At 53.8% G+C, this 26,250-nt stretch carries 20 protein-coding genes; 14 read left to right on the top strand and 6 right to left on the bottom strand.

Annotated features, from left to right (window positions below; all coding sequences use genetic code 11):
• The first annotated feature begins 18 nt into the window (after window positions 1-18).
• Window positions 19-1,629, top strand: a complete 1,611-nt coding sequence (locus tag ACMYSL_RS10695) for a bifunctional metallophosphatase/5'-nucleotidase (RefSeq protein ID WP_434662721.1) — start codon at window positions 19-21, stop codon at window positions 1,627-1,629.
• 460 nt (window positions 1,630-2,089) lie between these two features.
• Here the strand turns inward: ACMYSL_RS10695 and ACMYSL_RS10690 are convergent, their stop codons facing one another.
• On the bottom strand, window positions 2,090-3,139 hold the full coding sequence (locus ACMYSL_RS10690) for an alpha/beta hydrolase (protein ID WP_304260124.1): 1,050 nt from the start codon (window positions 3,137-3,139) through the stop codon (window positions 2,090-2,092).
• A gap of 227 nt (window positions 3,140-3,366) precedes the next feature.
• Between ACMYSL_RS10690 and ACMYSL_RS10685 the strand changes: the two genes are divergently transcribed.
• From ACMYSL_RS10685 to ACMYSL_RS10665, 5 genes are all read left to right on the top strand, one after another.
• Window positions 3,367-4,551: an aldo/keto reductase gene (locus ACMYSL_RS10685; protein WP_434662718.1), complete on the top strand. Its 1,185-nt coding sequence runs from the start codon at window positions 3,367-3,369 to the stop codon at window positions 4,549-4,551.
• Window positions 4,552-4,564: 13 nt separating this feature from the next.
• Window positions 4,565-5,266 (top strand): heavy metal response regulator transcription factor, encoded by a 702-nt coding sequence (locus tag ACMYSL_RS10680; protein WP_181485738.1) that lies wholly within the window; start codon window positions 4,565-4,567, stop codon window positions 5,264-5,266.
• Window positions 5,259-6,668 carry a heavy metal sensor histidine kinase gene (locus ACMYSL_RS10675; protein ID WP_434662716.1) on the top strand — a complete coding sequence of 470 codons (1,410 nt, stop codon included), beginning with the start codon at window positions 5,259-5,261 and terminating at the stop codon, window positions 6,666-6,668. The genes ACMYSL_RS10680 and ACMYSL_RS10675 overlap by 8 nt, the downstream gene beginning before the upstream one ends.
• Before the next feature lie 70 nt (window positions 6,669-6,738).
• Window positions 6,739-7,218: a (R)-mandelonitrile lyase gene (locus ACMYSL_RS10670; RefSeq protein WP_434662713.1), complete on the top strand. Its 480-nt coding sequence runs from the start codon at window positions 6,739-6,741 to the stop codon at window positions 7,216-7,218.
• A complete protein-coding gene (locus tag ACMYSL_RS10665; protein ID WP_434662711.1) occupies window positions 7,196-7,954 on the top strand; it encodes a carboxymuconolactone decarboxylase family protein in 759 nt (252 codons plus the stop codon). The genes ACMYSL_RS10670 and ACMYSL_RS10665 overlap by 23 nt, the downstream gene beginning before the upstream one ends.
• On the opposite strand, the gene ACMYSL_RS10660 is transcribed toward ACMYSL_RS10665, so the two are convergent.
• Window positions 7,955-8,857 (bottom strand): LysR family transcriptional regulator, encoded by a 903-nt coding sequence (locus ACMYSL_RS10660; RefSeq protein WP_434664021.1) that lies wholly within the window; start codon window positions 8,855-8,857, stop codon window positions 7,955-7,957.
• 128 nt (window positions 8,858-8,985) lie between these two features.
• Here ACMYSL_RS10660 and ACMYSL_RS10655 point away from each other — a divergent pair, with 128 nt between their 5' ends.
• From ACMYSL_RS10655 to ACMYSL_RS10645, 3 genes are all read left to right on the top strand, one after another.
• Window positions 8,986-9,393: a cupin domain-containing protein gene (locus tag ACMYSL_RS10655; protein WP_181485734.1), complete on the top strand. Its 408-nt coding sequence runs from the start codon at window positions 8,986-8,988 to the stop codon at window positions 9,391-9,393.
• 125 nt (window positions 9,394-9,518) lie between these two features.
• The gene (locus ACMYSL_RS10650; RefSeq protein ID WP_434662709.1) at window positions 9,519-10,370 is read left to right on the top strand and encodes an aldo/keto reductase; all 852 of its coding nucleotides are present in this window, start codon (window positions 9,519-9,521) and stop codon (window positions 10,368-10,370) included.
• A gap of 26 nt (window positions 10,371-10,396) precedes the next feature.
• Window positions 10,397-11,386, top strand: coding sequence for an aldo/keto reductase (locus ACMYSL_RS10645; RefSeq protein WP_434662707.1), 990 nt, complete (start codon window positions 10,397-10,399; stop codon window positions 11,384-11,386).
• 34 nt (window positions 11,387-11,420) lie between these two features.
• Here the strand turns inward: ACMYSL_RS10645 and ACMYSL_RS10640 are convergent, their stop codons facing one another.
• Window positions 11,421-12,314, bottom strand: coding sequence for a LysR family transcriptional regulator (locus tag ACMYSL_RS10640; RefSeq protein WP_182239710.1), 894 nt, complete (start codon window positions 12,312-12,314; stop codon window positions 11,421-11,423).
• Window positions 12,315-12,467: 153 nt separating this feature from the next.
• Here ACMYSL_RS10640 and ACMYSL_RS10635 point away from each other — a divergent pair, with 153 nt between their 5' ends.
• A complete protein-coding gene (locus tag ACMYSL_RS10635; RefSeq protein ID WP_434662705.1) occupies window positions 12,468-13,247 on the top strand; it encodes an SDR family oxidoreductase in 780 nt (259 codons plus the stop codon).
• A 310-nt stretch (window positions 13,248-13,557) separates the two neighbouring features.
• On the top strand, window positions 13,558-16,155 hold the full coding sequence (locus ACMYSL_RS10630) for a hypothetical protein (protein ID WP_434662703.1): 2,598 nt from the start codon (window positions 13,558-13,560) through the stop codon (window positions 16,153-16,155).
• A 167-nt stretch (window positions 16,156-16,322) separates the two neighbouring features.
• On the opposite strand, the gene ACMYSL_RS10625 is transcribed toward ACMYSL_RS10630, so the two are convergent.
• Together ACMYSL_RS10625 and ACMYSL_RS10620 are read right to left on the bottom strand one after the other, a co-directional pair.
• Window positions 16,323-19,010, bottom strand: a complete 2,688-nt coding sequence (locus ACMYSL_RS10625) for a cation-transporting P-type ATPase (RefSeq protein WP_434662700.1) — start codon at window positions 19,008-19,010, stop codon at window positions 16,323-16,325.
• Window positions 19,011-19,060: 50 nt separating this feature from the next.
• Window positions 19,061-19,492, bottom strand: coding sequence for a universal stress protein (locus ACMYSL_RS10620; RefSeq protein WP_016241528.1), 432 nt, complete (start codon window positions 19,490-19,492; stop codon window positions 19,061-19,063).
• A gap of 524 nt (window positions 19,493-20,016) precedes the next feature.
• On the opposite strand from ACMYSL_RS10620, the gene ACMYSL_RS10615 reads away from it, so the two are divergent.
• The 3 genes from ACMYSL_RS10615 to ACMYSL_RS10605 all read left to right on the top strand — a co-directional run bounded on the left by ACMYSL_RS10615 (window position 20,017) and on the right by ACMYSL_RS10605 (window position 25,274).
• Window positions 20,017-21,102, top strand: coding sequence for an efflux RND transporter periplasmic adaptor subunit (locus ACMYSL_RS10615; protein ID WP_016241530.1), 1,086 nt, complete (start codon window positions 20,017-20,019; stop codon window positions 21,100-21,102).
• On the top strand, window positions 21,102-24,158 hold the full coding sequence (locus ACMYSL_RS10610; RefSeq protein ID WP_434662698.1) for an efflux RND transporter permease subunit: 3,057 nt from the start codon (window positions 21,102-21,104) through the stop codon (window positions 24,156-24,158). Before ACMYSL_RS10615 ends, ACMYSL_RS10610 begins: the two co-directional genes overlap by 1 nt.
• Before the next feature lie 192 nt (window positions 24,159-24,350).
• Entirely contained in the window at window positions 24,351-25,274 is a 924-nt protein-coding gene (locus ACMYSL_RS10605; RefSeq protein ID WP_434664018.1) for an acyltransferase, read from the top strand.
• A 226-nt stretch (window positions 25,275-25,500) separates the two neighbouring features.
• On the opposite strand, the gene pagP is transcribed toward ACMYSL_RS10605, so the two are convergent.
• Window positions 25,501-26,076, bottom strand: a complete 576-nt coding sequence (gene pagP, locus ACMYSL_RS10600) for a lipid IV(A) palmitoyltransferase PagP (protein WP_045270086.1) — start codon at window positions 26,074-26,076, stop codon at window positions 25,501-25,503.
• Window positions 26,077-26,250: the final 174 nt, after the last annotated feature.

Below are 26,250 nucleotides of genomic sequence, written 5' to 3'. Positions count from 1 at the left end.
GACTAAAAGGAATTGGCTATGAAGATAAAAATGATTGCAGCAGGTATTCTGTTGACGTTGCCATTTTTGGCTTGCGCGAAAGATGTCACCATTATTTATACCAATGATCTCCATGCTCATGTTGATGCATACAAACTCCCGTATATCGCAGACGGAAAGCGGGCAATTGGCGGATTTGCTAATATAACGACATTAGTAAAGCAGGAAAAAGAAAAAAACAAAGCCACCTTTTATTTTGACGCCGGCGACTATTTTACTGGACCATATATCAGCAGCCTGACAAAGGGTCAGGCAATAATTGATATTATGAATACTATGCCCTTTGATGCGGTATCCATTGGTAATCATGAATTTGATCATGGTTGGGATAATCTCTTACGCCAGCTAAGTAAGGCGAACTTCCCCGTTTTATTGGGGAATGTGTTCCACAAGGATAGCGAGATACCTTTCTGGAACAAACCGTATACCATCCTGGAAAAAGATGGCGTAAAAATTGGAGTTATTGGGCTACACGGTGTATTTGCGTTTAATGACACGATTTCAGAGCTCTCGCTCCAGGGTCTCGATAATGATAAAAACAACCGCTTTGATAAATCAGCAGAAGTCCTCAAGAATCAGGGGATTGAGGCTCGCGATGAAGTGAAATATCTGCAGCACTATCTGGATGAATTACGGGGCAAAGTTAACGTCACCGTCGCACTTGTTCATGAAGGCGTTCCAGCACGTCAGTCCAGTATTGGTAATACAGATGTCAGGCGTGCACTGGATAAAGATATTCAGACCGCAACTCAGGTTAACGGACTTGATATTCTCATCACCGGGCACGCTCATGTAGGAACACCAGAACCTATCAAGGTGGGAAATACGTTAATCCTTTCTACTGACAGCGGCGGTATCGATGTGGGTAAATTAGTACTCAATGTTGAACCTGCAACCCGTACTCATGAAGTGAAAAGCTTCGAGCTAAAAACACTTTATGCTGATGAATGGAAACCTGATCCAACAACGCAGAAAGTTATCGATGGCTGGAATCAAAAACTCGCGGATATCGTGCGCCAACCAGTCGGTGAATCACCTGTCACGTTAACCCGCGCCTATGGCGAGTCATCACAACTTGGCAACCTGTTTACAGATGCAATGCTTGTCGCCGCGCCAAATGCACAGATCGCGCTGATTAATTCCGGTAGCTTACGGGCCGATCTCAACGCGGGGCCTATTACCTTTGGCGACATTACCAGTACATTCCCCTTCAAGAATGAGCTTACAGAGATGGATCTCAGCGGCAAGGATCTGCGTAATCTGATGGAACATGGGGCAGCACTCACTAATGGCATATTACAAATGTCAAAGGGTGCTGAAATGCGTTATATGCCGCAGAAACCAGTCGGGCAGCGCATGGTGTCTTTCACAATCAACGGCAAAGCGATTGTGGATACGGAGAGTTACCATGTCGCAACCACGACGTTCCTTGCTTTAGGAGGCGATGGTTTTCTGGCATTTAAAGAAGGGAAAAATATACAAGTCCGTGCCGGGGATAATATGTCTGATCTCGTGATTGATTATCTGAAGTCAGGGCACAAAATTGTCCCTGCGCAAGTTAATGAAATGCGGGTAAAAGTCAGCAAGTAATAAAACGATGATGCCGTTTATTCTATATACCCGTAATACTTCAAGTTGCATGTACGTTGGCTGCTTTCGTTCACCCCAGTCACTTACCTGAGTAAGCTCCTGGGGATTCGCTCACTTGCCGCGTTACTCGGCCTGCGGCCTCGCCCCTTCGGGGCCAACGCAATCGCTGTTCAAGGCACGAGTGCCTTGTCCTGCAACTCGAATTATTTAGGGTATAGATGGCATCATTTTTTTCAAATATTATCAAAACGCCCCCTTGTCCAACCCCTCCGTCAAACATTTCTCTGATTGAACCAGACGCCCTCCCCCACAGCCCGCATTCTGAATACAAACCGCGAAACTCCGTTTAATGAATTATGCTCATAGCGCCTATTTATTGAACGTAATTATCTTAGCCGCCAACTCCGTTACTCTGAATGCAGAGAAACGGCCAACCTCCTGATGAAGCTGGCCTTACGACTTAAATATTGCTATCGAAGAAGTTGTCGAGCTTGCTCATGGCCTGGTCGACATAACGCGGCACCCAGTAGGTCTCAATATGCGTCGCTCCGTCGATAAGGAACAGTTCTTTATTTGCGGTACCGGTGGCCTTTTTAAACGCGCTTTCGGTCATATACAGCGAATCTGCTTTGGTACCGGCCATCATCAGCAGCGGCTGGTTGATAAGGTCCATATTGCTTTGCGCATCAAAGCGCATTAAATCGAGCAGGCTGCTGGTGGTATAGCGGAAGGTTGAGTTCGGATGAGCATGGGTTTTCCAGTAGTACTCGTAGCCCTGGCGATACAGATCAAATGGGAGTTTGGCGATTTGTTCATCGGTCAGGTTAGCATCACCGGAATAGCTGACCTCACCCGTGGTGACTTCTTTGATACGCGCGTCGGTTGCCTGCTTCAGACGTTCCTGGATAGTGGAAATCTGTGAATCCTGATAGCCATTGCGGCGCACCAGCCCGGAGTCAAACATGCTGAGCGTCGCCAGCGCTTTAAAACGTTTATCGGTCTGCGCCGCTTTTAGCGAATAGCCGCCACCGCCGCAGATGCCCAGTAGGCCAATACGCGCGGTATCAACGCCGGGATACTGGCTGAGATAGTCAGCCATGCCGTGAATATCCTCAATGCGATTGGCTGGTTTATCCACGCTGCGCGGCATACCGCCGCTGGCTCCCTGATAAGCCGCATCGGCGGTAATTGTAATATATCCATGCTCCGCCAGGCGCTGAGCATATAACCCGGCAACCTGCTCTTTCACGCCACCATTAGGATGGGCAACAACCACCGCCGGATATTTTTTAGCCGGATCGTAATTGGCCGGGGTGTATACATTGGCGGCAATCTGGATGCCGTGCAGATCATATTTTACCGGGTGAATGTTGACCTTGCCTTTGACATTTTCAGTTATCGCTCCGTCATACACCAGAGTAAAAGGATTTTGTTTGTAATCAGCGGCATGCACCGATGAAATACTCATCATGGCCGTCAGTAAAACGGTATTTAAAAGCGTAATTTTCATGATCTCTCCCGAATAAATAATGGCCTGAATTCACCAGGCTGGCGATGGCAAATAACGTATTCAGATTAGGAAGAGAGAACTGTCAGCATCATGACGAATGAATAACAATTTTGTCAGAAATATCTTGCACAGGTTTCTGACATCGCTGTCAGGAAACGGTCAGCTTTATGTTGGCAAACGGGAGTCAGAATAAGCGCAGGCCAAACTACCGAGAAAAGGAGCCTTTCATGAGCAATAAACAACGATTCACCGACGACGCAGACGTCCCTTCTATGCCAGCACGGCGTAAATTGCTGATTGCAGGGGCCGGGGTCGCTGCAGCCTCGCTGGTCTCTCACGTTTACGCGACAGAAAAAATCGCTAGCGCCGGAGGTCAAAGCAACCTGCATTCTGCCGCACCGGATAAACGCAAACTGGGCAACCTCGAAGTGTCCGCTATCGGTCTGGGCGTACAGAACATGAGCCGTAAATACGACACTTCCGTGCCCTGGCGTCCGGAGATGGTGAATATCATTCGCCAGGCCTTCGATCGCGGCATCACGCTATTTGATGCGGCGGAAGCCTACGGCCCGTTTGAAGTTGAAAAAATCCTCGGCGAAGGTGTGGCCCCTTTTCGCGACAAAATTGTTATCGCCACCAAGTTTGGCTGGAACATCGATCAGCAGACCGGCAAGCGCCTTCCTGGCCTAAACAGTCGCCCGGAGCATATCAAACAAGTCGTCGAAAACATGCTTAAACGCCTGCGAACCGATCGCATCGACCTGCTGTATCAGCATCGGGTCGATCCACAGATCCCGATTGAGGACGTCGCGGGCGCCGTAAAAGACCTAATGGCTCAAGGAAAGGTACTGCACTGGGGATTATCGGAAATGGGCGTTAATACGCTAAGACGCGCCCACGCGGCATTACCGGTAACCGCAGTCCAAAGCGAATATTCGATGCTCTGGCGCGGCCCGGAAAAAAGCGCGCTGCCGGTATGCGAAGAGTTGGGGATTGGTTTCGTGCCGTGGAGCCCGCTGGGCGTACAGTTTTTAACTGGCTGGATAGATGCCAATACCCGATTTGCTCCCGGCGATTTCCGCGCCACGGAATCTCGTTTTGCTCCGGATAATCTGGCGCACAATCTCCAGCTCGTCGAGTTACTAAAAAGCTGGGCGCTAAGAAAAAATGCCGCGCCGGGCCAAATTGCGCTGGCGTGGCTGCTGGCAAGCAAACCCTGGATTGTGCCAATTCCCGGCACCACCAACCGCGACCATATGCTGCAAAACACTGCCGCAGCTGCCATCAAGCTGACAAACGCTGAAATGACCGAGCTCACCCGTTCACTGGATGCCATAACCATCAGAGGCCAAAGGCTACCCGATGCGGTACAGGTTTATTCCGATGTCGAAGCCCCCTTAAAAAACGGATAAGGATAGGATTGCTATGCGCCTGCTGTTAGTGGAAGACGAAGAAAAAACATCAAGCTACCTGACGCGCGCGCTGGGCGAATCGGGGTTCACGGTTGATGTCTCTGCCGATGGAGCCGAAGGCCTGCACTACGCGCAGGAGTTCGACTACGACGCGATAATCCTTGATGTCATGCTGCCGGGCATGGACGGTTACCGGGTACTGGAAAACCTTCGCACCAGTAAACAAACACCAGTACTCATGCTATCCGCCAGGGGGTCCGTCGATGAGCGAGTTAAAGGCCTGCGCCTGGGTGCCGATGATTATCTGCCCAAACCCTTTTCCCTGATTGAACTGGTGGCGCGCATTCAGGCGCTAGTGCGTCGCCGCTCAGCCGACGGCGCAGATATTACGCAGTTGCAAATACACGACCTGCACCTGGATCTGCTGGCTCGCCGGGTATTGCGCGCCGGAACGCGCCTGGAGCTGACCGCCAAAGAGTTTTCCCTGCTCAGCCTGCTGGCCCGTCACCAGGGAGAGATCCTGTCCAAAATGATGATCGCCGAACAGGTCTGGGATATGAATTTCGACAGCGACGCGAACGTCGTGGAAGTCGCCATCAAACGCCTGCGTGCCAAAGTTGATGCGCCGTTCGGGATCAAGCTGCTGCATACCGTGCGCGGCATGGGCTATGTTCTTGAAGTCAGGCCTGAAGAAGTGATGGAAAAACATGTTTAAGCGCGCCATCTCGGTACATCTGGCGTTGATGTTCGCGTTGTCCGCCCTACTGATCGTCTCGACCATCGGCATTTTGCTGCGAAGCTCGCTGCATGACTCACTGCAAAAACAGATGCATAACGAGCTACTGTTTCGCGAATCATTAATGAGCCCGTGGATCGTATCGCGCACCTCCGCCGACGGCTGGTCTACGCTTGCCAGTAAATTTACCGTTCTGGCCAACTCTGAAGGCGAGCGGGTTCGCTACTGGATAGTCAGCGATAACCCTCATTTTAACGTGGGCGGAGCGCCCCCCTTCGGGGTTCAGTGGTCTTCGCTGACGGAGGGTTTCAATAAAATGCCCGGCGCTTCGCAAGGCGCATGTTCGCTTTTTCTGCTGGTCAAAACGATCCCCGCCAACGGTGAAAGGCCGGCGCTACGCTATGTGGTCGCCATCGATTCCACACCATACATGGGCACGCTGGAAGCGTTCACGCGCACGCTGCTGATTATTACCGCACTGGGCGTGGTTATTGTCGCGCTGCTGGGATACATGGTCGCCAGAATTGGCCTGCGCCCGGTTAGCGCCCTAAGCCAGCAGGCGCAGCATCTGGCACCGGGCGATCATGGTCAGCGGCTCGATAGCACCGCGCTGCCTGAGGAGTTGCAGCAGCTGGCACGGTCATTTAATGGTGTGCTGGAACGTCAGGAAATTGCCTGGCGGCAACTTGAAAGCTTTAACGCCGACGTGGCCCACGAGCTACGTACCCCACTCACCAACCTGATTGGCCAAACACAGCTCGGACTATCGCGCCGACGCTCGCATGATGAACTTGAAGAACTGCTGGGTTCAAACCTAGAAGAACTTGAGCGGATGACGTCAATCGTTAACGACATGCTGTTCCTGTCACATGCCCACGCCGGTGTTCATGCCGCGCAGTTAAGCCGCGTCTCGCTACGTGAAGAGACGCTGAAAACGGCAGAATACGTGGAACCCTCCTTCGCTGAAAAACAGCTCACGCTGGAGATCGAAGGCGATGTCTCCGCCCATATCGACCGGCGGTTGTTCCACCGTTCACTGGCTAATCTGCTGGAAAACAGCGCAAGGCACGCGCCACCATGCAGTACGATTATCGTCCGCTTAAGCGAAAGTCACAATCAGGCTTGTGTCGCAGTATCGAACCCCGGAGAGCCGATCGCCTCTGCCCATTTACATCGCCTTTTTGAACGTTTTTATCGCGTTGATGCTTCTCGCGCTAAGAGCGATACCCATCACGGACTGGGGCTCTCAATCGTTCATGCCGTGGCCATTATGCACCGGGGCGAGGTTTTTGCGCGCAGCGAAGGGGGCCACAATACCTTTGGCCTCACCTTCGCCCTCGCACCGCCAACTGACAACAATGTCAGCCAACCGTCAGCCTGACGACATGGAACGCCCATTAGAATTATCGCAACGCAGTACCCCCCTTCATTGACATAAAAGGACGCCCTGCATGATTGGAAAATTAGGTTACCTCGCGCTGTTACTGCCGTTTGTCGCTTTCTCTTCATTGGCCGAGGGGCAAAACGCCTCGGTGCAGATTACGCCCGCCGGGAGCCAAAGCGCGATGGCAGGCCCCGCTGAAAACTTTACCGGACGCGTGCGGGTCGACCCGTTATTCAGCGCCGACAAAGACATTAGCGCCTCCGGCGCATACGTTACCTTTGAGCCCGGTGCGCGTTCTGCCTGGCACACCCATCCTGCCGGTCAAAGGCTAATCGTGACCTCCGGCGTCGGCCTGACTCAGGAGGAAGGACAACCCGTGCAAACCATCCGCCCCGGCGATGTCGTGGTATGCCCGCCAGGGGTTAAGCACTGGCATGGGGCCGCGCCCGGCAGCGCAATGACGCATCTGGCCGTAACGGGTACGGTCGCGGGTAAAAACGTTAAATGGATGGAGAAAGTGACGGATGAACAATACCACGCGCATTAAAACGCTAACGGCAGCGGCATTGCTGATTTTTGGTTGTAACCTTTCGGTGAATGCGGCCCCGACGACGCAAGGAGCCTCTACGATGGAGAACCAACAAACCGCCTCCACTACGCTATCTGCTCGCCAGCAGGCGATCCCGCTGATCGCCGCATCAATGGCCAGCAGCCAGATGGACAAGCTGAACACAGCGCTAAATCAGGGTCTGGATGCCGGGCTCACGATTAATGAAACCAAAGAAATCCTCGTCCAGCTCTATGCCTACACCGGCTTCCCTCGTAGCCTTAACGGATTGAATGAATTGATGAAGGTGGTTGAAACGCGTAAACAACGCGGCATCAATGACATCGAAGGAAAAGAGCCAGCCAGTCCGATTCCCGTCGGCGCGGAGCTGCGCGCCGTGGGTACCGCAAACCAGACCAAAATCTCAGGCGCACCGGTACAGGGGCCGCTTTTTGAATTTGTCCCGGTGATTAATCAGTTCCTGCAAACGCATCTGTTTGGCGATATCTTTGCCCGCGACAACCTCGACTGGCAAAGCCGAGAGCTGGCAACGGTTGGTGCGCTCGCCGCCACGCCGGGCGTGGAATCGCAGCTGCTGTCGCACACGCGGGCCAGTCTGCGGGTTGGACTCACTGCCGAGCAGCTACGCCAGTTGGCGCAGGTGCTACGAGAAAATGGCGAAAGCGAAGCGGCTATGCGTGCTGACCATGCGCTACAGCAGGCGCTGTCCAGCTGATCAAGCCCGTCGGTGCCAGCGCAAAGCGTCAACCACCAGCGTAAACGCCGTCGGGAGATGCTGGCGACCGGGGTAATAAAGATAGTACCCCGGAAAATGCGGGCACCAGTCGGCAAGCAAGGGTATCAGCGATTTAGTGGTGATATATTTCGCCACTAAATCGCGGGGCACATAGGCGATACCGGCCCCGTCCAGCGCCGCCTGAATCATCAAAAAGGTATTGTTAAAAACGGTTTGCCCATCGACCCGAACGTTAATTTTTTGACTGCCCTTTTCAAACTCCCAGGCATACAGCGCGCCGTGGGTGGGCAACCGCAGATTGATGCAGTTATGCGCCATCAGATCTTCAGGGCATGTTACCGCCGCCCTGCCGGAAAGATAACCGGGTGCTGCAACCACCGCCATCGGCACATCGGGGGTAATGCGCACCGCAATCATGTCTTTGTCCACCTGATCGCCCATCCGCACCCCGGCATCAAAGCGTTGGGCCGCAATATCGGTCAGTTCATAGCCGACGCTGAATTCAATGTTGATATCGGGGTGTTCATTTAATAAAGGCTGAAGTCGGGGCCAGAGTACGGTGACGATGGCATGATCGTTGGCGGTAATACGCACCGTTCCGGCAGGCTTATCACGTGAAGCACGCAGCGAGATCAATTCCGTCTCAATCTCATCCAGGCGCGGTGCGAGCACGGCCAGCAAGCGGTTTCCGGCATCGGTTGGCGAGACGCTACGCGTGGTACGGATTAATAACCGCACTCCCAGGCGCTCTTCCAGCCCCAGCAGCGTATGGCTCAGCGCCGAACGCGAGATGCCCAATACCGCCGCCGCTCGGGTAAAACTACGCTCCTGGGCCACCGTCACAAAAGCCTGTAAATCGTTTAATTTTTCTTTGCTCATAATTGGTGAATTTTTTGCACCAGTGTATTCATATTTGAGCATCTTATCATTTAATCAGGCTTTCACTACACTTTACACAGTGGATCCCGATGGACAACGTCGGGACGCTTAAATTAAAACGCGGAGACAACATGAACGAACAATTTGACGGTAACGGTATCTTCCCTAAAGGGGAGAAAAACGAAGCCTATGCGCAGTATTTTCAGGGCACCAGCTACCTGAGCATGCTCTCCACGGAAGGGGTTAATATCGGTAACGTGGTCTTTGAGCCAGGTTGTCGTAACCACTGGCATATTCATCATAAGGGCGGACAAATCCTGCTGGTGACCGGCGGACGCGGCTGGTATCAGGAGTGGAACCAACCGGCGCGTGAGCTGACCGCCGGGGATGTGGTCAATATCCCTGCGGGAGTCAAACACTGGCACGGCGCGGCAGCCGACAGCTGGTTTGCCCACCTCGCCGTGGCGGTTCCCGCTGAAGGTGCATCCAACGAATGGCTGGAGCCGGTGGCCGACGAAGAGTACCGTCAGTTGCCTTAAGTTTCGCAACAGCAGGGTTCGCCAATTTATGAATCCTGCTAATTAACCCTAGAAAATTACGCCCTCTAATCGAATAAATCACTCTGCGCTATGCTTCTCTGACACAAAAGAGGAAGGATAACGTCATGCAAACGGTAACACTGAACAACGGTATTGAAATGCCCCTGCTGGGCTTTGGCGTCTTTCAAATGACGGATGCCGCAGAGTGCGAGCGCGCCGTTGTCGAGGCGATTGAAACGGGCTACCGCCTGATTGATACCGCCGCCTCCTACCTGAACGAAACTCAGGTCGGCAACGCGCTCAAGCAGAGCGGCATTGCGCGCGATGAGCTTTTCGTCACCACCAAACTGTGGATGCAGGACGCCAGCTACGAAGGCGCCAAAGCGCAGTTTGAGCGTTCGATAAATCGCCTGCAGTTGGATTACGTCGATCTCTATTTGATTCATCAGCCTTATGGCGACGTTCACGGTGCATGGCGCGCCATGGAGGAGCTACAGCAGGCCGGGAAAATTCGCGCGATTGGCGTGAGCAACTTCCACCCGGACCGCCTCGCCGATCTCATCGCCTTCAATAACGTGGTGCCTGCCGTCAACCAAATTGAGGTGAACCCGTTTAATCAGCAGCTCCACGCCGTGCCGTGGATGCTGACCCGCGGCATTCAGCCTGAAGCGTGGGCACCTTTTGCTGAAGGCAAAAACGGTCTGTTCCAGCATCCGGAGTTAACCGCCATTGGCGAAAAATATGGCAAAAGCGTCGGCCAGGTCGTCCTGCGCTGGATCCTCCAGCGCGGCATCGTCTCGCTGGCGAAAACCGTGCGTAAAGAGCGCATGGTCGAAAATATCAACGTGCTGGACTTCGAGCTGAGCGCCGACGAAATGCTGCACATTACCGCCATCGACACCGCCACCAGCGCCTTTTTCTCACATCGCGACCCCGCCCGAGTGGAATGGCTGGCCGGTCGTAAGCTGGACGTTTAATCAGAAACCCACGGAGATGTAACGCAATGCAAAAACGTTTTCTTGGTCAGTCCGGGCTTGAAGTCTCGGCACTCGGCCTGGGCTGTATGGGTCTGAGCCACGGCTACGGCCCGGCGACCGATACCCGTCAGGCCATCGAACTGATTCGTGCCGCCGTTGAGCGCGGCGTAACCTTCTTCGATACCGCCGAAGTGTACGGCCCGTATCTGAATGAAGAAGTGGTCGGCGAAGCGTTAAAACCGTTCCGCGACCAAGTCGTTATCGCCACTAAATTTGGCTTTACCTTCGGCGATGACAACAAGCAGCAGATTTTAAACAGCCGCCCGGAGCATATCCGCGTCGCGGTGGAAGGCTCGCTGCGTCGTCTGAAAACCGACGTCATCGACCTGCTGTACCAGCACCGCGTTGACCCCGACGTGCCGATCGAAGACGTCGCCGGCGTGGTGAAAGACCTGATTGCCGAAGGCAAGGTTAAACACTTCGGCCTTTCCGAAGCAGGCGTGCAAACCATTCGCCGCGCCCATGCCGTGCAGCCGGTTGCCGCGCTGCAAAGCGAATACTCAATGTGGTGGCGCGAGCCTGAGCAGGCGATCCTGCCGGTACTGGAAGAGCTGGGGATTGGCTTTGTGCCGTTCAGCCCGCTGGGCAAAGGCTTTTTAACCGGCGCGATCAAAGCCGGTACCACGTTCGGTGAAGATGATTTCAGAAGCAAAGTGCCACGCTTTGCCGCCGAGGCTATTGCAGCCAATGAACAACTGGTCACCCTGCTTGGCGAGCTGGCTGCCGAAAAAGGCGTAACTCCGGCGCAGATTGCGCTGGCCTGGCTGCTGGCGCAAAAACCGTGGATTGTGCCGATCCCCGGCACCACCAAGCTGCATCGACTGGAAGAGAATCTGGGCGCTGCTGAACTCGTCCTTTCAGCGGAGGATTTGCGTAAAATCACCCAGGCGCTGGAAACGGTGAAAATCGTCGGCGAGCGCTACCCTGCCGCCTTAATGGCCCGCGTCGGGCGTTAAGGTTAAATTCGGTCTGCGGGTTGCCGTAGGCCGTTTACTCAGAATAACGCAGCGCATCAATCAGCAAGGCAAAGGCCGGTGGGTGCTGTTTACGGCTGGGATAATAAAGGTAATATCCCGGAAAAGAGGGGCACCATTCATCGAGAACCTGAATCAGATCTCCTGATTTCACCAGACCCTCAATCGTATCCTCCGGCACGCAGGCAATACCGAACCCGGACAGGGCCGCGTCAATTCTTTCCGATAGCAGATTGAACGTCAGCTGCCCCTCCACCCTGACGCGCAGCGGTTTACCGTCTCGCTCAAACTCCCAGTGATAGAGTCCCCCGGCGGTCGGCAGGCGCATGTTGATACAGCGATGATTTTGTAGTTCATGTGGAGTTTGGGGAATTTTATGTTCCGCGAAATAGCCGGGTGAACCCACCAGCGCCATGCGCATATCCGGGCCGATTTTCACGGCGATCATATCTTTATCGACGCTTTCGCCAAGGCGGATACCGGCGTCAAAACGCCCCTCCACAATATTCACAAAGCCATTATCCGCCACCAGCTCAACGTTGATTTCCGGATACTCCTTGAGAAAAGGCTTAAGCTTCGGCCATACCAGACTGCGCGCGGAGTGCTCGCCTGCCGAGAGCCGAATATTGCCGGATGGCGCGCGATTGAGCTGAATAACGGCTTCCAGCTCCTGTTCCAGATCGGCAATGCGCGGCTCCAGGCAGGCAATAATGCGCTCACCGGCTTCGGTCGGCGCGACGCTACGGGTGGTTCGGGTCAAAAGACGGATGTCTAAACGCTCCTCCAGGCCCTTTATGGCGTGGCTGAGCGCCGACTGTGAAACGCCAAGCTTACCCGCCGCTTTGGTAAAGCTTCGCTCCCTCGCAACGATCAGAAAGATCTGCAGTTCGTTGAAGTTCTCTTTAAGCATCGGTGGGCTCCTTCGTTAACTTGATTGCCCGCACGCAGAACTTATGAAGGCGATTCATAGACGCAATCATTTTAGCCTCGTTACTCTACATAATGGCAATTGATATCCTGTTTTTAACCTATTTATTTCTGCATTAAATCCAGGATATCACTCATGAAAATACTCATTGCAGGCGCGACGGGCAGTATCGGTCTTCACGTCGTTGAAACCGCGATCGAAATGGGCCATCAGCCCATAGCGTTGGTCAGAAATCGGCGCAAAGTCAAACTGCTCCCCCGCGACGCGCAGGTTGTCTACGGCGACGTCTCCATGCCGGAGACCTTAACGGATGTGGTGAAAGATATTGATGCCGTCATCTTCACCCTTGGCTCCGATGGTCAGGGACGTATTGGCGCGCGAGCGATAGACTACGGCGGCGTGCGCAATATCCTGAAGCTGCTTAAATCAACCCAGGTGCGAATTGCGCTGATGACCACCATCGGCGTTACCGAGCGGCTCAGTTCATTTAACCAACGCACGGAAGTGCATGACTGGAAGCGTCGGGCCGAGCGCCTGCTGAGGGCCAGCGGTCATCCCTACACCATCGTCAGACCGGGCTGGTTCGATTACAACCATGAGAATGAGCATAAGTTACTGATGCTACAGGGCGATCGCCGCCATGCCGGCACCCCGGACGATGGCGTAATCTCGCGAAAACAAATTGCCAAAGTTCTGGTTTCAGCTCTGACCAACGACACGGCAATCAATAAAACCTTTGAGCTGGTAGCCGAGCGTGGCCCGGAGCAACCTGACTTCACGCCATTATTTGCCGCATTGCAGTCTGATAATTCGCAAAAAATAGACGCAATTGCGGATATGGACAATATGCCGCTGGTCGATGAACCCGAGTGTATCGTCAGAGAATTAAATACGTTTTTGAAGCAACGTATTTAAACGCAGAGCCAACTCAGTACGGGACACGGCGGGAACAGGCTCTTCCCGCCCCATCATACAGACCATCACATTCCCCTCATTAACCTCATCACTCACCTAATATTCCTCACTGATTAAACAGTGCGGGATATTCGTTATCATATTAAATCAGCGCGCCTCATTTTATCGGTAATATGCATGCACTTTTATTTCGACTCATTTATAACTAAAAGCGCTTGAGCACTGAATTACACCAACACCAGACAAATTCAGCCGGGATGGCAATTAACATATGGTCCTTTGATCATGCATATTTTCATGGAGATAAAAAATGCAATTAGATTTCACACTTAATATTAGTAACGACACCTGGTACCCGACAGCCGATATTAGTGGGTTCAAATCCGCTACCGGCGCCAGCGTTGATATTAAAGAAAAAATGATCCTGACTTTTATCGCACCAGGTAAAATTACCGCCGGGGATATTAACGTATCGACAAACCCATGGTGTCTAACAAGCACAAATATTGAATCAAGCGAAGTGTCCAGCGGCATCTTTGATATTAAGCTGACGATAACTGCCGCCGATGGTTCTGCCTTAGGCAACTCTATTTCCAATATTCATATGGGCGTCAATGCGTCCTCCGATACCGTGCCAAAATGGGAGACTTTCCGCAGCACCTTCACCGCTGCCGCTGATGAAGAAGCAGACGTTGCCGGTGAACTAGCCGTGACCTGTGCCGTCTTCCCGGCCGGACTGGAAAACACCGCTCTTACGCTGGTTTTGCTTCGCGGTGAGAAAAGCGAAACGCTTCTTCCGAAAGCAGGCATCACCAATTTTGATATCGACGCAGGCGTTTACACGGTCAGCGCGGCAGAGCTGCGCACCGCAGAAGGTACCGTTAGCGCGGCAGTACAATTAAGCGCAACGGAGCTGACCATCACTAAAGGCCAGCGCACCCCGCTTGATATTACCTTTGCCCAGGCTGAACGTAGCACCACTCTGGACGTGGCGGTAAATTTACCGGCCACCCACGCGCTGTATAACGAAGATCTGAACGTTGTTTATCTGGAAAACGGCGTTGCCAAACAGCACTTCACCATGCGCGCAGGTCAAAAACAACGCCTGGAGCGTCTACCGATCGCCGGGACTTATTCCGTTTGCATCGATGACATCAAACTGAACAATATTCACTACAGCTTTGATGCGGCGAACGGCGCGCTGGACAACCAGCTTCACGATATCGCCTTCACCAGCGCTAACCAGCGCGACGAGTCTCAGTCCGCCTCTGCGAAATTAACCCTCAAAGTTGTTGCCGAAAAAACGGTTGCCGATACTTTCGCTCTGCGTCTGGTTGATGGCAGCGACGTTCCGCGTCAGTACTCTTTCGCCGATCTGGCGATGCAAACCGGCAGCATTACGCCGTCGATTGCGCTGGCACCGGGCGTTTATCAGGTTGAATCCGCTACCGTTATCCATAACGGCGTTGTGTACTATATCGATGTCGCCACGCAGACGCTGAACGTTGAGAAAAACACCCCGCTGACGCTGGTCATCGCGATCGTTGAAGGGGCCAACCTGTGCGTAAAAGGTTTCCCTGAGTTCCTGAGCTTCGGCGGCTGCGCCAATATGTCACCAAGCAACGTGGATGACCTGGCCGAAGCGCGCGTCTCTTCCCTGTTCAAATACTCCGGTGATGACGGCATGGGCGATGCGTCCGGGTATCTGGATCCGGCGAAAGAGCCGACTTCAAAAATCATCCAGATGGCTCGTGATGTTTCCGCGAAAACTGGCGACAGCGTGCTGCCGATGATGGTCTCCTACACCTGCAACCTGTCGCTGGGTGACGTGGAAAACATTATTGACGATCCTGAGCGTCATCAATTCAGCTTTGCCAACTTCATTCAGGCGCTGCAAATGGCGCAGGCGATGAAAGATGACGAGCATCCGGTTCCGGGCGGCTTTATCGTCAACCCTGATTACCTTGGCGAATGTCAGAAGTACGGTTTCTCTCCCGACTATGTGATTCCGGTTCGCAAGCCGCTGGCGGAAGCTCTGGCACACCATGGCGTGAATATCGCCGTTCCTGCCGCGATTACCGATACCCTGAAAGGCTATATCAAAGGCGTCAACTGGCTGGTGCGCGCAGTGGCACCGGATGTGGTGCTGGGCTGGCAGGTGAACCTGTGGAGCGTCGGCGGTTCACAGTGGGTTTATAATGATTTCACCTATGACGATGTGTTTGATGCCGTAGACGGCACCAGGAAAAAAATGACCATCGACCCGACTCTGGCAGGCAAGCTGACCGCCGAATACGCGCTGCTGGTCGGTGTCTTTGAGGATATCGAATACATCAATGCGAATGGGGTCACCGTTGTGGCTAAGGGCGCAGACTTTATGGCCGCAGACCGCTATGAGGCGGATGACTTTACCGCTCGCGCCTACAAAAACGGCTACTGCTACTCACCGTTTGAATGGGATCGCACCTTCGAATTCTGCGCGGCGCTGAGCCGTTATCTGCGCCAGCCGGTGCTGCCATGGCAGGTTCCGGCCAGCCGTCTGGCCACCGTCTCCGAGCAAGTTGGGGCGTTAGAGGCGAAATTCTGGGGCACCGGCGGCAGCTACCTGATGGGCCATGCGGAAATCGGCAGTTCTATGGAGGCCATTAACGCTGACCTGTTGGACATCGAGTTCCTTGATGTTCACGCCAGCATGATGGGCAAAAATCCGCGCGAGCTGTTCAAGCGTCATGAGTGGGATTTCACTGAACCAAAATATGTGGATTTCCCGTCACGCGGTATTTTCCATGTGCAGGTCGGCGGCGGTGCCACCACCGGCGTGGTGAGCGCGGTCAATAACAACAGCAGCAGTTGGATGCGCGCGAAGCTGGCGGCCTATCGTAATAACCCGGTTAAACTCAAAGATTGATCCATTAAGATCGTGTTCTTTGTCTGAAACGGAAAAGCCGACGCGTTATGCGTCGGCTTTTGTTTTTTGGTTTTCCACGGTGGCGGCGCGCTGCGTCTGTCCGGGCTACCGATTATGCGGCTGTCTGGTAGCCCGGACAGGTGCGCAGCACCGCCTCCGGGAATGACTCAGGCCGTGCGCCACTTGCGCGTCAGCGGCTTCTCAATTTCCACAATCAGGAACATCACAAAACCGATAATAAAGGTGATCACCCAGTAGCGGAACGGCAGCGCTTCGGTACCGAACAGCATCTGCATAAACGGCGCGTAGATAATCAGCAGTTGCAGCACCAGCAACACGCCGCTGACAATCCAGATACCCCGGTTCGCCAGCAGCCCTTTGCTCAGTGAGAAACCATCCGCCACCCGGCAGTTGAGCATATAAAACCACTGCGCGGTGACCAGCGTCTGCAACAGTACGGTGCGGATAAACTCAGGTGAGTAGCCTCGCGGCTGTAGCCAGGCCTCCAGCACAAAGGCGCTCACGGCGATCATCGAACCGACAAAAATTACCCGCCAGATGGCAAAGCCGTCCATCACATGCAGCTTAGGATCGCGCGGCGGACGGCGCATGATGTTCTTTTCACCGGCTTCGAACGCCAGACCAAACGACAGCGTAGCCGACGTCGCCATGTTCATCCACAAAATCAACACCGGCGTCAGCGGAATCAAATTCCCCGCCAGCAGCGCGATAATGATTAACAACCCCTGCGCCAGGTTGGTTGGCATAATGAACAAGATCGTTTTCTTCAGGTTATCGTAAACCCGCCGCCCTTCCCTGACTGCACTGGCGATGGTGGCGAAGTTATCATCGGTCAGCACCATATCAGCGGCCTCTTTGGTCACTTCGGTGCCCTTGATGCCCATCGCGATACCAACATCGGCTTGCTTCAGCGCCGGGGCGTCGTTCACCCCATCACCGGTCATCCCGACCACCTCTTTCCTGCTTTGCAGCGCCTGGACCAGACGGAACTTATCTTCCGGACTGGTACGGGCAAAAATATCGAATTTCTGCGCCGCTTCACTCAGTTGGATATCGTCCATCACCTCCAGCTCGCGCCCGGTAATGGCGTTCCCGGCGTTGCCGATCCCCAGCATCTTGCCGATACTCATCGCCGTTTGCGGGTGGTCCCCGGTGATCATCTTCACGCGGATCCCCGCCTGCAGGCAGTCGCCGATAGCGGTAATGGCCTCCGGTCGCGGCGGGTCCATCATCCCGGCGATCCCTAACAGAATGACGCCCTGCTGCAAATCCTGATGGGTGAGTTCGGTTTGCCCGTCAGCCGCCGGTTTCCACGCTGCCGCCACCATTCGCAGCCCTTCCCGCGCGTACTCTTCAATTTTCGCTTCCCAATACGGCTGGTCCAGCGGATCCAGCCCATGGTCGGTTTGCTGATGCTGGCACAGGCGGAACAGCACATCTGGCGCACCGGTAATTAAAATCGTCTCTTCATTGCCGATGCGGTACAGCGTCGACATATATTTGTATTGCGAATCAAAGGGGATCTTACTGCGCAATTCGGTGCTCGCCGGTGGAAGCGTCACTTTCGCCGCCAGCACCTTCAGCGCCCCTTCAGTAGGGCCGCCAGTGATTTTCCACAACCCGCTTTCATCTTTGATTAGCTGGCTGTCGTTACACAGGTCGATGGTGCGCAGATAACGCTCCAGCAGCGTGCCCGGCGCGACGGTTATCGGGTCCGGCTCATCGATCGGGTGAATATTCCCCACCGGCTCGTAGCTGTCCCCTTCCACCCGATAGACTTTATCGGCGGTGATAACGGCCTTAACCGTCATCTCGTTCATGGTCAGCGTCCCGGTTTTATCCGAGCAAATAACCGTCATCGCCCCGAGGGTTTCGACCGTCGGCAGCTTGCGGATAATCGCCTTCTGCCGGGCCATGGTTTGCACGCCAAGCGAGAGGATAATCGAGATAATCGCCGGCAGCCCTTCCGGTACCGACGCCACCGCCAGGCTAATCAGCGACAGCATCAGTTCAGAAACCGGCATATCGCGGAACAGCAGGCTAAAGACGAATAGCGCAGCCATCATCACCAAAATGATGATAAAGATGGCTTTGCCGAGCTTATCCATCTGCACCAACAGCGGAGTACGGTGTTTCTCGATATCCGCCATCATCTGGTTAATGTGGCCCAGCTCGGTATCGCCACCGGTTGCCACCACCAGGCCTTTGCCACCACCGGAGCTTACCGTGGTGCCTGAGAACAACAGGTTCGTCCGGTCACCCAACGGCAGTTCGCCGCTAAGCGCTTCGGTACTTTTCTCCACCACCGTTGATTCACCGGTCAGAATCGCCTCTTCCACCCGTAGGTTATGCGCTTCGATAACCCGCAGGTCTGCTGGAATGCGGTCGCCGGCGCGGATCACCACGATATCGCCGGGAACCAGCGCCGTGGTCGGAATGGTTTCATGATTCCCCTGACGAACCACCACCGCTTCGCTGGAGAGCATATTGCGAATGCTCTGGAGCGATTTTTCGGCGTTACTCTCCTGAATATGACCAATCAGGGCGTTGATCACCGCCACGCCGAGGATCACCAGAGTATCGACCCAGTGGCCCATCACCGCCGTCAATAGCGCCGCCGCCAGCAAGACGTAAATCAGCACATCATTAAAATGCGCCAGAAAACGCAGCCATGCCGGTTTACCCGCTTTTTGCGGTAGCGCATTTTCACCGTACTGCTGTAAGCGCGCCGTCGCTTCAGCGCTGCTGATGCCATCGGGAGTGCTGTTGGTGCTGGTCAGGGTTTCATCCACGGAGAGCTGATAAAACGAGCCGCCCGGTTTTTCTGTATTCATAGTTATCTCCTCACTCCTGTAACGGAAATCAGGACAGCCTCAGGCTGCCCTTAGCGCACCACAAAAACCGGCACATGGGCATAACGCACGATACTTGCCGCCTCTGAACCCAACAGATGGGTTTGAATATTGGGATTGCGTGAGCCAATGATCACCACATCCGCCTTCAGTTCATCTGCCAGTTTCGTCACTTCATCGCGGACGTTGCCGCTGCGAATATGAATCTGGACATCGCTTTCCTTCAGAGAGAGTTTATTGATGAGTTCAGCGAGTTTTTCTTTTGAATTATTAACCAGATAGTCTTCCATTTTTCGCGCATCGGAAATAAATCCGCGCGTCAGTGCAGGAGAAAATGTCGGGATGACGTTGAGTAAATGAATCTGCCCGGAGGAGCTTTGCGCGAGGAATTGAGCATGGGACAAAGCCTTGTCCGCAAGGCCGGTTTCAAACACATCAACCGGGACGAGGATATTTTTATACATAGAGACAATCCTTTTATTACCTATAAAAAAAGGTGGTGAAAACAGCGCAGACAATGGCGCTGAGGAAGAAATCTCGATTCGAAGTATGATGGGTATAATTAAACGTAGCACACGGCGATTAACATTATTAAGATGCCAATTAATATATTGAAAAATATCACAGACTCAGTCGACCTCAGACAATTCAACTGAAAACCCAGCGAAATCGTCAACATTACCGCAAATTTTACTCTTTTTAACATTTCCGTTTTTCAACGACTATGCTCATTATCAGAGGCCTGTGCGCCTCTAAAAACCATTCAATAATTATGTAGATAAGAATCTACTTAGCACAAGGTTGATACCAGAGGAGGAGCAATGTTCGGCTACAGCCTGTTTCGCCTGGGCCTGTTTATTGCCCTGGCAATAATCGCCTGTACGGCTTCCGGGTTATTTACCTATTTAGTGGTCTCAGCGCTGGCTGAATAAAGCCGGCATTTGTGAAAAATATGTAAAATAAAACCTTTAGCACCGAGGGGAATACAGTGAACCGTTATTTTTCTCTCATTCCCGTTGTTATTTTAATAACAACGGCTTGCGATCAGAAAGCACCGCAAGTTACCCCGCTGCCGCGGATGGTAAAAGTTGCGGATGTCGTCGCCATTGGTGATTCACAGCAGCGCATTTTTCCTGCCCGTATTGAATCCGGGGATTCTACCGATCTGTCGTTCAAACGCGGCGGACAGATTGAATCCCTTGATGTGCGTCAGGGAGCCAGTATCTCTCAGGGGCAAGCGCTCGCCCGGCTCAACGCCCGGGAAGCGCAGCAACGCGTCAACGAACGGCAGACCGCTGCAACCCTCGCTCAGCGGCAGTTCGACCGCTTCCAGACGCTGGCCGGTCGCCAGGCCATTTCAAAAGCGGAAATGGATATCCAGCGGGCCAACCGTGATTCCGCCAACGCTGCGCTAAAAATCGCCCGCGAAGAGCTAAGTCAAATGACGCTCACCGCGCCGTTTAGCGGTATTGCCGCCAGCGTCCCGATCCGTAATCACCAGGTTGTCGCCGCCGGACAGCCGATCGTCACCCTGACGCGAACCGATCTGCTCGACGTGGTGTTCAGCATTCCGGAGAATCTTTTTACAACTATTGATATCCGCAATGCGCAGTATCGTCCGGTGGTGAAAATCAACTCTATGCCGGACCGTCAGTTCACCGCCGAATATAAAGAACATACCGGTAGCAGCGACAGCAACACTCTGACCTGGCAGATCATTTTAACCATGCCGCGCCCGGCCGATTTTCCGTCAGTGGGCGGCGTGAGTGGGACCGTGACGGTCAATCTGGCAAACCTGCCCGCCAGCGCGGGCGATAAAGCCGTCGTGGTGCCGGTTGAAGCGGTATTTAATCCGGATAATCGCCAGCGCAATGAGCCCCACGTCTGGGTAGTTAAAGGCGAAGGCGAACAGCTACAGCTTGAGGACAGAAAAGTTGGCGTCGGCCAGGTCACCTCTCAGGGAGTGGTCATTACCGAAGGGCTCAGCGTCGGCGAGCGCGTCGTGGCGGCAGGCGTCAGTGAACTGCATGCGCAGCAACCGGTTCGAATCTGGACGCGTGAACGAGGTTTGTAATGGATATCTCTCGTCAGTTTATTAACAACCCGATTCGCGTCTGGCTGACTATTTTACTGCTGGGCATCGGGGGTATTTTCGCCCTGCTGAATATCGGTCGCCTGGAAGACCCGGCGTTTACCATCAAGACCGCCGTGGTCATCACCCACTATCCGGGAGCCTCGGCGCAGCAGGTTGAGGAAGAAGTCACCCTGCCGCTGGAGAACGCGCTGCAACAGCTGCCCTATCTGGACAACGTCAGCTCAATTTCCTCCAATGGTCTGTCGCAAATCACCGTCAATATCGCCTCGAATTATCACTCCAGCGAGCTGCCGCAAATCTGGGATGAGCTGCGCCGTCGGGTAGGAGACGCCGCCCGGATGTTCCCGCCCGGCGTGGCCTCCCCCTTTGTGAACGACGATTTTGGCGATGTCTTTGGCTTCTTCTTTGCTATCTCCGGCGAGAGCTTTACCAACCCTGAGCTGGTCCGCTACGCCGAGCAGCTCAGGCGCGAACTGGTGCTGGTTCCCGGCGTTGGCAAAGTCGCTATCGGCGGTGCGATCCCACAACAAATCAATATCGATATCTCGCTGGCAAAAATGACCGCCCGCGGTATCACGCTCAACCAACTGGCGGCAATCCTCAGCCGCTTGAACGTAGTGTCTAACGCCGGTGAGATTAAATCCGGCAGCGAGTCAATTCGCCTGCATCCAACGGGGGAGTTTGAAAATCTCGACGAGCTGGGCGATTTGTTAATCAGCCCGCACGGCTCAGGTTCAGCGACGCGATTGCGCGATATTGCCACGCTATCGCGCGGGCTCAGCGAATCTCCCTCCAGCATTTATCACGCTAATGGCCGCCAGGCGGTCACTATGGGGGTGTCGTTTATCCCCGGCGTCAACGTCATTGACGTTGGTCGCGCGCTGGAAAGCAAACTGGATCAGATGTCGGCGGAAAAACCGGCAGGGATTAAAATCGACCTGTTCTACGACCAGGCTGCAGAAGTGGCTCACTCGGTGAACGGCTTTATCACTAACTTCCTGATGGCACTGGCCATTGTCGTCGGCGTGCTGCTGATCTTTATGGGCGTGCGCAGCGGTATCATTATTGCCCTGTCGTTAGCGCTTAACGTGCTCGGCACGCTGCTGATTATGTATCTGTGGGGGATCGAGCTACAGCGTATCTCGCTGGGGGCGCTGATTATCGCCCTGAGTATGCTGGTCGATAATGCCATCGTCATCGTCGAAGGGGTACTCATTGCCCGCCAGCAGGGTTCGACGCTGCTCACGGCGATTAATTATGTGATTCGCCGCTCGGCGCTGCCGCTGCTGGGGGCAACGGTGATTGCCATTCTCGCCTTTGCGCCGATTGGCCTGTCGCAGGACTCCACCGGAGAATACTGCAAATCACTGTTCCAGGTGCTGCTGATTTCACTGATGCTGAGCTGGTTCTCAGCGTTAACCATCACGCCAGTACTGATTAAATGGTGGCTGTTCAAAGGGCAACAGCCGCCTGCTGAAACCCCGGATACCGACCCCTACAGCGGGCGCTTTTATCGCATTTATCAGCAGATTCTGCACACCCTACTGATGCGCAAAGCGATCACCCTGACCGTCATGGCGGCGCTGCTGGCAGCTTCGATATGGGGATTCGGTTCGGTGCGGCAGAACTTTTTCCCCTCATCGAACACGCCTATCTTCTTTGTTGACCTCTGGCTTCCCTATGGCACTGATATTGCGACAACCGAAAAGATGGCCAGCGATATTGAAACCTCGATTAACGGCCAGCCGGGCGTTGTCACCACCATCGCCACCGTTGGTCAGGGCAGTATGCGTTTTATCCTCACCTACAGCGGGCAACGGCAATACAGCAACTACGCGCAGATCATGGTACGCATGGACGACCAGCGCAGTATTAACGCTCTGACGCAGCATGTTGACAGCTATATTGCGCGCAACTATCCGCAGGTTAATGCCAGCAGCAAACGCGTGATGTTCGGCCCTTCCGGCGATAGCGCCATTGAAGTGCGCATCAAAGGCCCGGATCCCGACCGCCTGCGCCTGCTCGCCAGCCAGGTGGGCGATATTCTCTCCGCAGACCCGGCCACCGACGGCGTGCGCAACGACTGGCAGAACCGCAGCAAGGTTATCCGCCCACAATATTCCGCTAGCTTAGGCCGCGAACTGGGAGTAGATAAACAGGATATCGATAACGCGCTGGAGATGAATTTCTCCGGTAGCCGTGCGGGACTCTATCGCGAAGGGGCTGACCTGCTGCCGGTGGTGGTTCGCCCACCAGCCGCAGAGCGCCAGGATGCTAACCACCTGAATAATGTGCTGGTCTGGAGCCAAAACCGCCAGCAGTATATCCCGCTCAGTAACGTGGTCAGCGGCTTTAATCTCGAGTGGGAAGATCCTTTGATCCTGCGCCGCGACCGCAGCCGCGTACTGACCGTGCAGACCGACCCCGATCCGCTGAGCAATCAAACCTCAGGCGATATTCTGGCGCGCGTGAAGCCGCAAATCGATGCCCTCGCCCTACCGCACGGCTACAGTATTGAGTGGGGCGGCGACGCGGAGAATTCCCGCGAAGCGCAGCAGGGGTTGTTCACCACCCTGCCGCTGGGCTATCTGGTGATGTTTGTTATCACTGTGCTGATGTTTAGTTCACTGAAAAACGCGGTCGCCATCTGGCTGACGGTGCCGCTGGCGCTGATTGGCGTGACGCCGGGCTTTTTGCTGACCGGGATACCCTTTGGCTTTATGGCATTGATAGGCTTGCTTAGCCTGAGCGGGATGTTGATTCGTAACGGCATCGTGCTGGTTGAGGAAATTGAGCAGCAGAAGCAGGAAAAAGCACAGCAGGAAGCCATTATTTATGCCGCCACCTCGCGTCTGCGCCCTATTCTGCTGACCGCCTTCACCACCGTTCTCGGTCTGGCCCCTTTATTATTGGATGTCTTCTTCCAGAGTATGGCGGTGGTTATTATGTTTGGTCTGGGTTTTGCTACTATTCTGACGCTGCTGGTTCTGCCAGTGATTTACGCCTGTTTCCATAATAAGAGCCTATCCCAGTAGGCGTATATTGTTGCAGCCAGTTTGGGCACGGACAGCGCGCAACAACCGAAGCGTACACGCAGTACGTGAGGCTTGTGAGCACTGCCCAGGACCAAAATGGCAAATAAAATAGCCTAATGGGATAGGCTCTAAGGATATGAAGCCACAATAATGAACAGTACCGGATTAAATATTATTAAAACGCTGGGATGCATGACGGCGGTGACCTTCTTCACCATTTATAACACCTGGGATCACTATGATTACGACTATCACTGGATCCTCGGTTTTCTGACGTTTATTTCGACCATAGCCACGCCGCTGTTTTTTGTGGTGGCGGGCTATCTGGATTCGCAGTCACGGCACGATGCGCAGTGGCAAATGGGTAAAATCAAAAGCGTAGTTATCGTCTTCCTGTTCTGGATGACAGTGTACTATCTCTGGGAACCCTACCAGCGCGGTTATCTTATCCAGCCGTGGTTTGTTTTTGCCTTTATTGTGATTTACACCTTTCATCCGCTTATCGAGTGGCTCAGCCAGCGACGCAAGCTATTTTTCGGCGTGGTATTTGCGCTGCTGTTGCTCTCATATGGCTACGATCTGCTGTCCGCGCTGTATCCTGATGTTCATGCGCTAAGCCTGGCCCCGCAGTACCGTTTGTGGACCTGGCTGCTGTTTTACCTGACCGGCCAGCTGTTCAGCGATCCGCTGGTCGCCAGTTGGCTGGCCCGCGAGAGAGTGGTGAAAGGCGCGATGATCGCCATTCCGTTTATTTATCTCTTCACCTGGTTTTACGAGCGCCATTTCTTCTTCGCCCTGTTTAAGGCTGACAGAAATGCGTTCATTCTTACCGGATCACAAATTTATATTTTGGTGGTGGCGCTGGTGATTGCCGCCAATGGCGTGCGGTTTCGTAAAAACAGCGAGTTTAAAGAGACCATTCTGGCGACTATCAGTAAAACGATGACCGGCGTATATATTCTTCACTACTCCGTTTTTCATCTGCTGACCGCGCTTATCCCAATTAGCTCGCTGGGGACCAAGTTAATGCTGATTGTCCTGACGTTCATCGCCTCGGTGTTAATTTCAATGCTGGCGCTGTCCAATTCGCTGGTGAAAAAGGTGATTACGATTTGATGGTTTCTGATTGTTGGTAACGTGCGTTTTGTGGGATTGCCCGGTGGCGGCTAACGCCTTACCGGGCCTACGGGAAGTGCATAACGTGATGATATTGGTGGTTTTGTAGGTCGGGTAAGGCGTCAGCAGCCACCCGACAAGAAGCCAGCACAATGCCTAAGAACAATACCTGATACAGATTTTCATCTACCTCAGGCCATCCCCTCTCAATAACCTGTCGCCTCATTTAAAAACCGTAGCGCAGCCACGCAAACAACACGTTGCCGTTATTGTAGGTGCCAGGAATATAGGTGAACTGCACGCTCAGGCGGCGATAGCTGGCGGAAAAGAGCGGCAAAATAATCGGTAGCGGTACGTAGTTGGCGAAGTCTTCTCGGGCGGTGATCCCGGCGGTCACCCCAAGCCCCAGGCGAAAATCGCGACTACTGTCCAGATACCAGCCCTTCTCCCAACCGTAGCCGATAATCGGCTGCCACTCGTTGTGCGAATCCTTAAACATCATCGCGTAGAGCGAGCTCCAGTTACCTTCTTCATTATATCTTGAGACACCAAATCCCCCGCCCCACGGCATCTCATTGTAGTTATCGGTTTTCTCTTTATCGTACATAAAGCGGTTGTGCCAGCTGAGAAATGGCAGATACAGGTCGTAGTTTTGCGGCTGATTCCAGGTTTGCGAGACATCGTCTTTTAGCCAGTTCCACCAGCCGCTGACACGTTGTTCGCCATAAACCTTTGTTTCCGCCTGTACCGCAAAGGCGAAAATAAACAGAGTTCCCCACACTATCCGCAGACAACGTCGCATTGTTTTATCCTTAAAGAAAAGAAAGTCGCCCGGTGTTAATTCAGTTTGGGAACAAAAAACAGGCTTTGCAAATATCAGAGGACAAATTTTCCGCACCCGGCGGCGCTAATTGCAAGTCCAGTTCGCAACCCTTTTCAGGACAGAGAGAGCCTTCACGGCGATTTCATTTCCTCC

It is taken from the genome of Klebsiella sp. MISC125 (assembly GCF_051131775.1).
Taxonomy (GTDB): Bacteria; Pseudomonadota; Gammaproteobacteria; order Enterobacterales; family Enterobacteriaceae; genus Klebsiella.
Note: the sequence above shows the minus strand (reverse complement) of the source record. Positions and strands in the feature narration are given on the sequence as shown.

Excerpts from the sequence above, each read along its gene's own strand:
- ACMYSL_RS10645 (WP_434662707.1), top strand. The coding sequence starts at position 10,397 with ATGCAAAAACGTTTTCTTGGTCAGTCCGGGCTTGAAGTCTCGGCACTC.
- ACMYSL_RS10670 (WP_434662713.1), top strand. The coding sequence starts at position 6,739 with ATGATTGGAAAATTAGGTTACCTCGCGCTGTTACTGCCGTTTGTCGCT.
- ACMYSL_RS10610 (WP_434662698.1), top strand. The coding sequence starts at position 21,102 with ATGGATATCTCTCGTCAGTTTATTAACAACCCGATTCGCGTCTGGCTG.
- ACMYSL_RS10640 (WP_182239710.1), bottom strand. The coding sequence starts at position 12,314 with ATGCTTAAAGAGAACTTCAACGAACTGCAGATCTTTCTGATCGTTGCG.
- ACMYSL_RS10625 (WP_434662700.1), bottom strand. The coding sequence starts at position 19,010 with ATGAATACAGAAAAACCGGGCGGCTCGTTTTATCAGCTCTCCGTGGAT.
- ACMYSL_RS10655 (WP_181485734.1), top strand. The coding sequence starts at position 8,986 with ATGAACGAACAATTTGACGGTAACGGTATCTTCCCTAAAGGGGAGAAA.
- ACMYSL_RS10630 (WP_434662703.1), top strand. The coding sequence starts at position 13,558 with ATGCAATTAGATTTCACACTTAATATTAGTAACGACACCTGGTACCCG.
- ACMYSL_RS10690 (WP_304260124.1), bottom strand. The coding sequence starts at position 3,139 with ATGAAAATTACGCTTTTAAATACCGTTTTACTGACGGCCATGATGAGT.
- ACMYSL_RS10680 (WP_181485738.1), top strand. The coding sequence starts at position 4,565 with ATGCGCCTGCTGTTAGTGGAAGACGAAGAAAAAACATCAAGCTACCTG.
- ACMYSL_RS10665 (WP_434662711.1), top strand. The coding sequence starts at position 7,196 with ATGAACAATACCACGCGCATTAAAACGCTAACGGCAGCGGCATTGCTG.
- ACMYSL_RS10685 (WP_434662718.1), top strand. The coding sequence starts at position 3,367 with ATGAGCAATAAACAACGATTCACCGACGACGCAGACGTCCCTTCTATG.
- ACMYSL_RS10635 (WP_434662705.1), top strand. The coding sequence starts at position 12,468 with ATGAAAATACTCATTGCAGGCGCGACGGGCAGTATCGGTCTTCACGTC.
- ACMYSL_RS10675 (WP_434662716.1), top strand. The coding sequence starts at position 5,259 with ATGTTTAAGCGCGCCATCTCGGTACATCTGGCGTTGATGTTCGCGTTG.
- ACMYSL_RS10620 (WP_016241528.1), bottom strand. The coding sequence starts at position 19,492 with ATGTATAAAAATATCCTCGTCCCGGTTGATGTGTTTGAAACCGGCCTT.
- ACMYSL_RS10695 (WP_434662721.1), top strand. The coding sequence starts at position 19 with ATGAAGATAAAAATGATTGCAGCAGGTATTCTGTTGACGTTGCCATTT.
- pagP (WP_045270086.1), bottom strand. The coding sequence starts at position 26,076 with ATGCGACGTTGTCTGCGGATAGTGTGGGGAACTCTGTTTATTTTCGCC.
- ACMYSL_RS10650 (WP_434662709.1), top strand. The coding sequence starts at position 9,519 with ATGCAAACGGTAACACTGAACAACGGTATTGAAATGCCCCTGCTGGGC.
- ACMYSL_RS10605 (WP_434664018.1), top strand. The coding sequence starts at position 24,351 with ATGACGGCGGTGACCTTCTTCACCATTTATAACACCTGGGATCACTAT.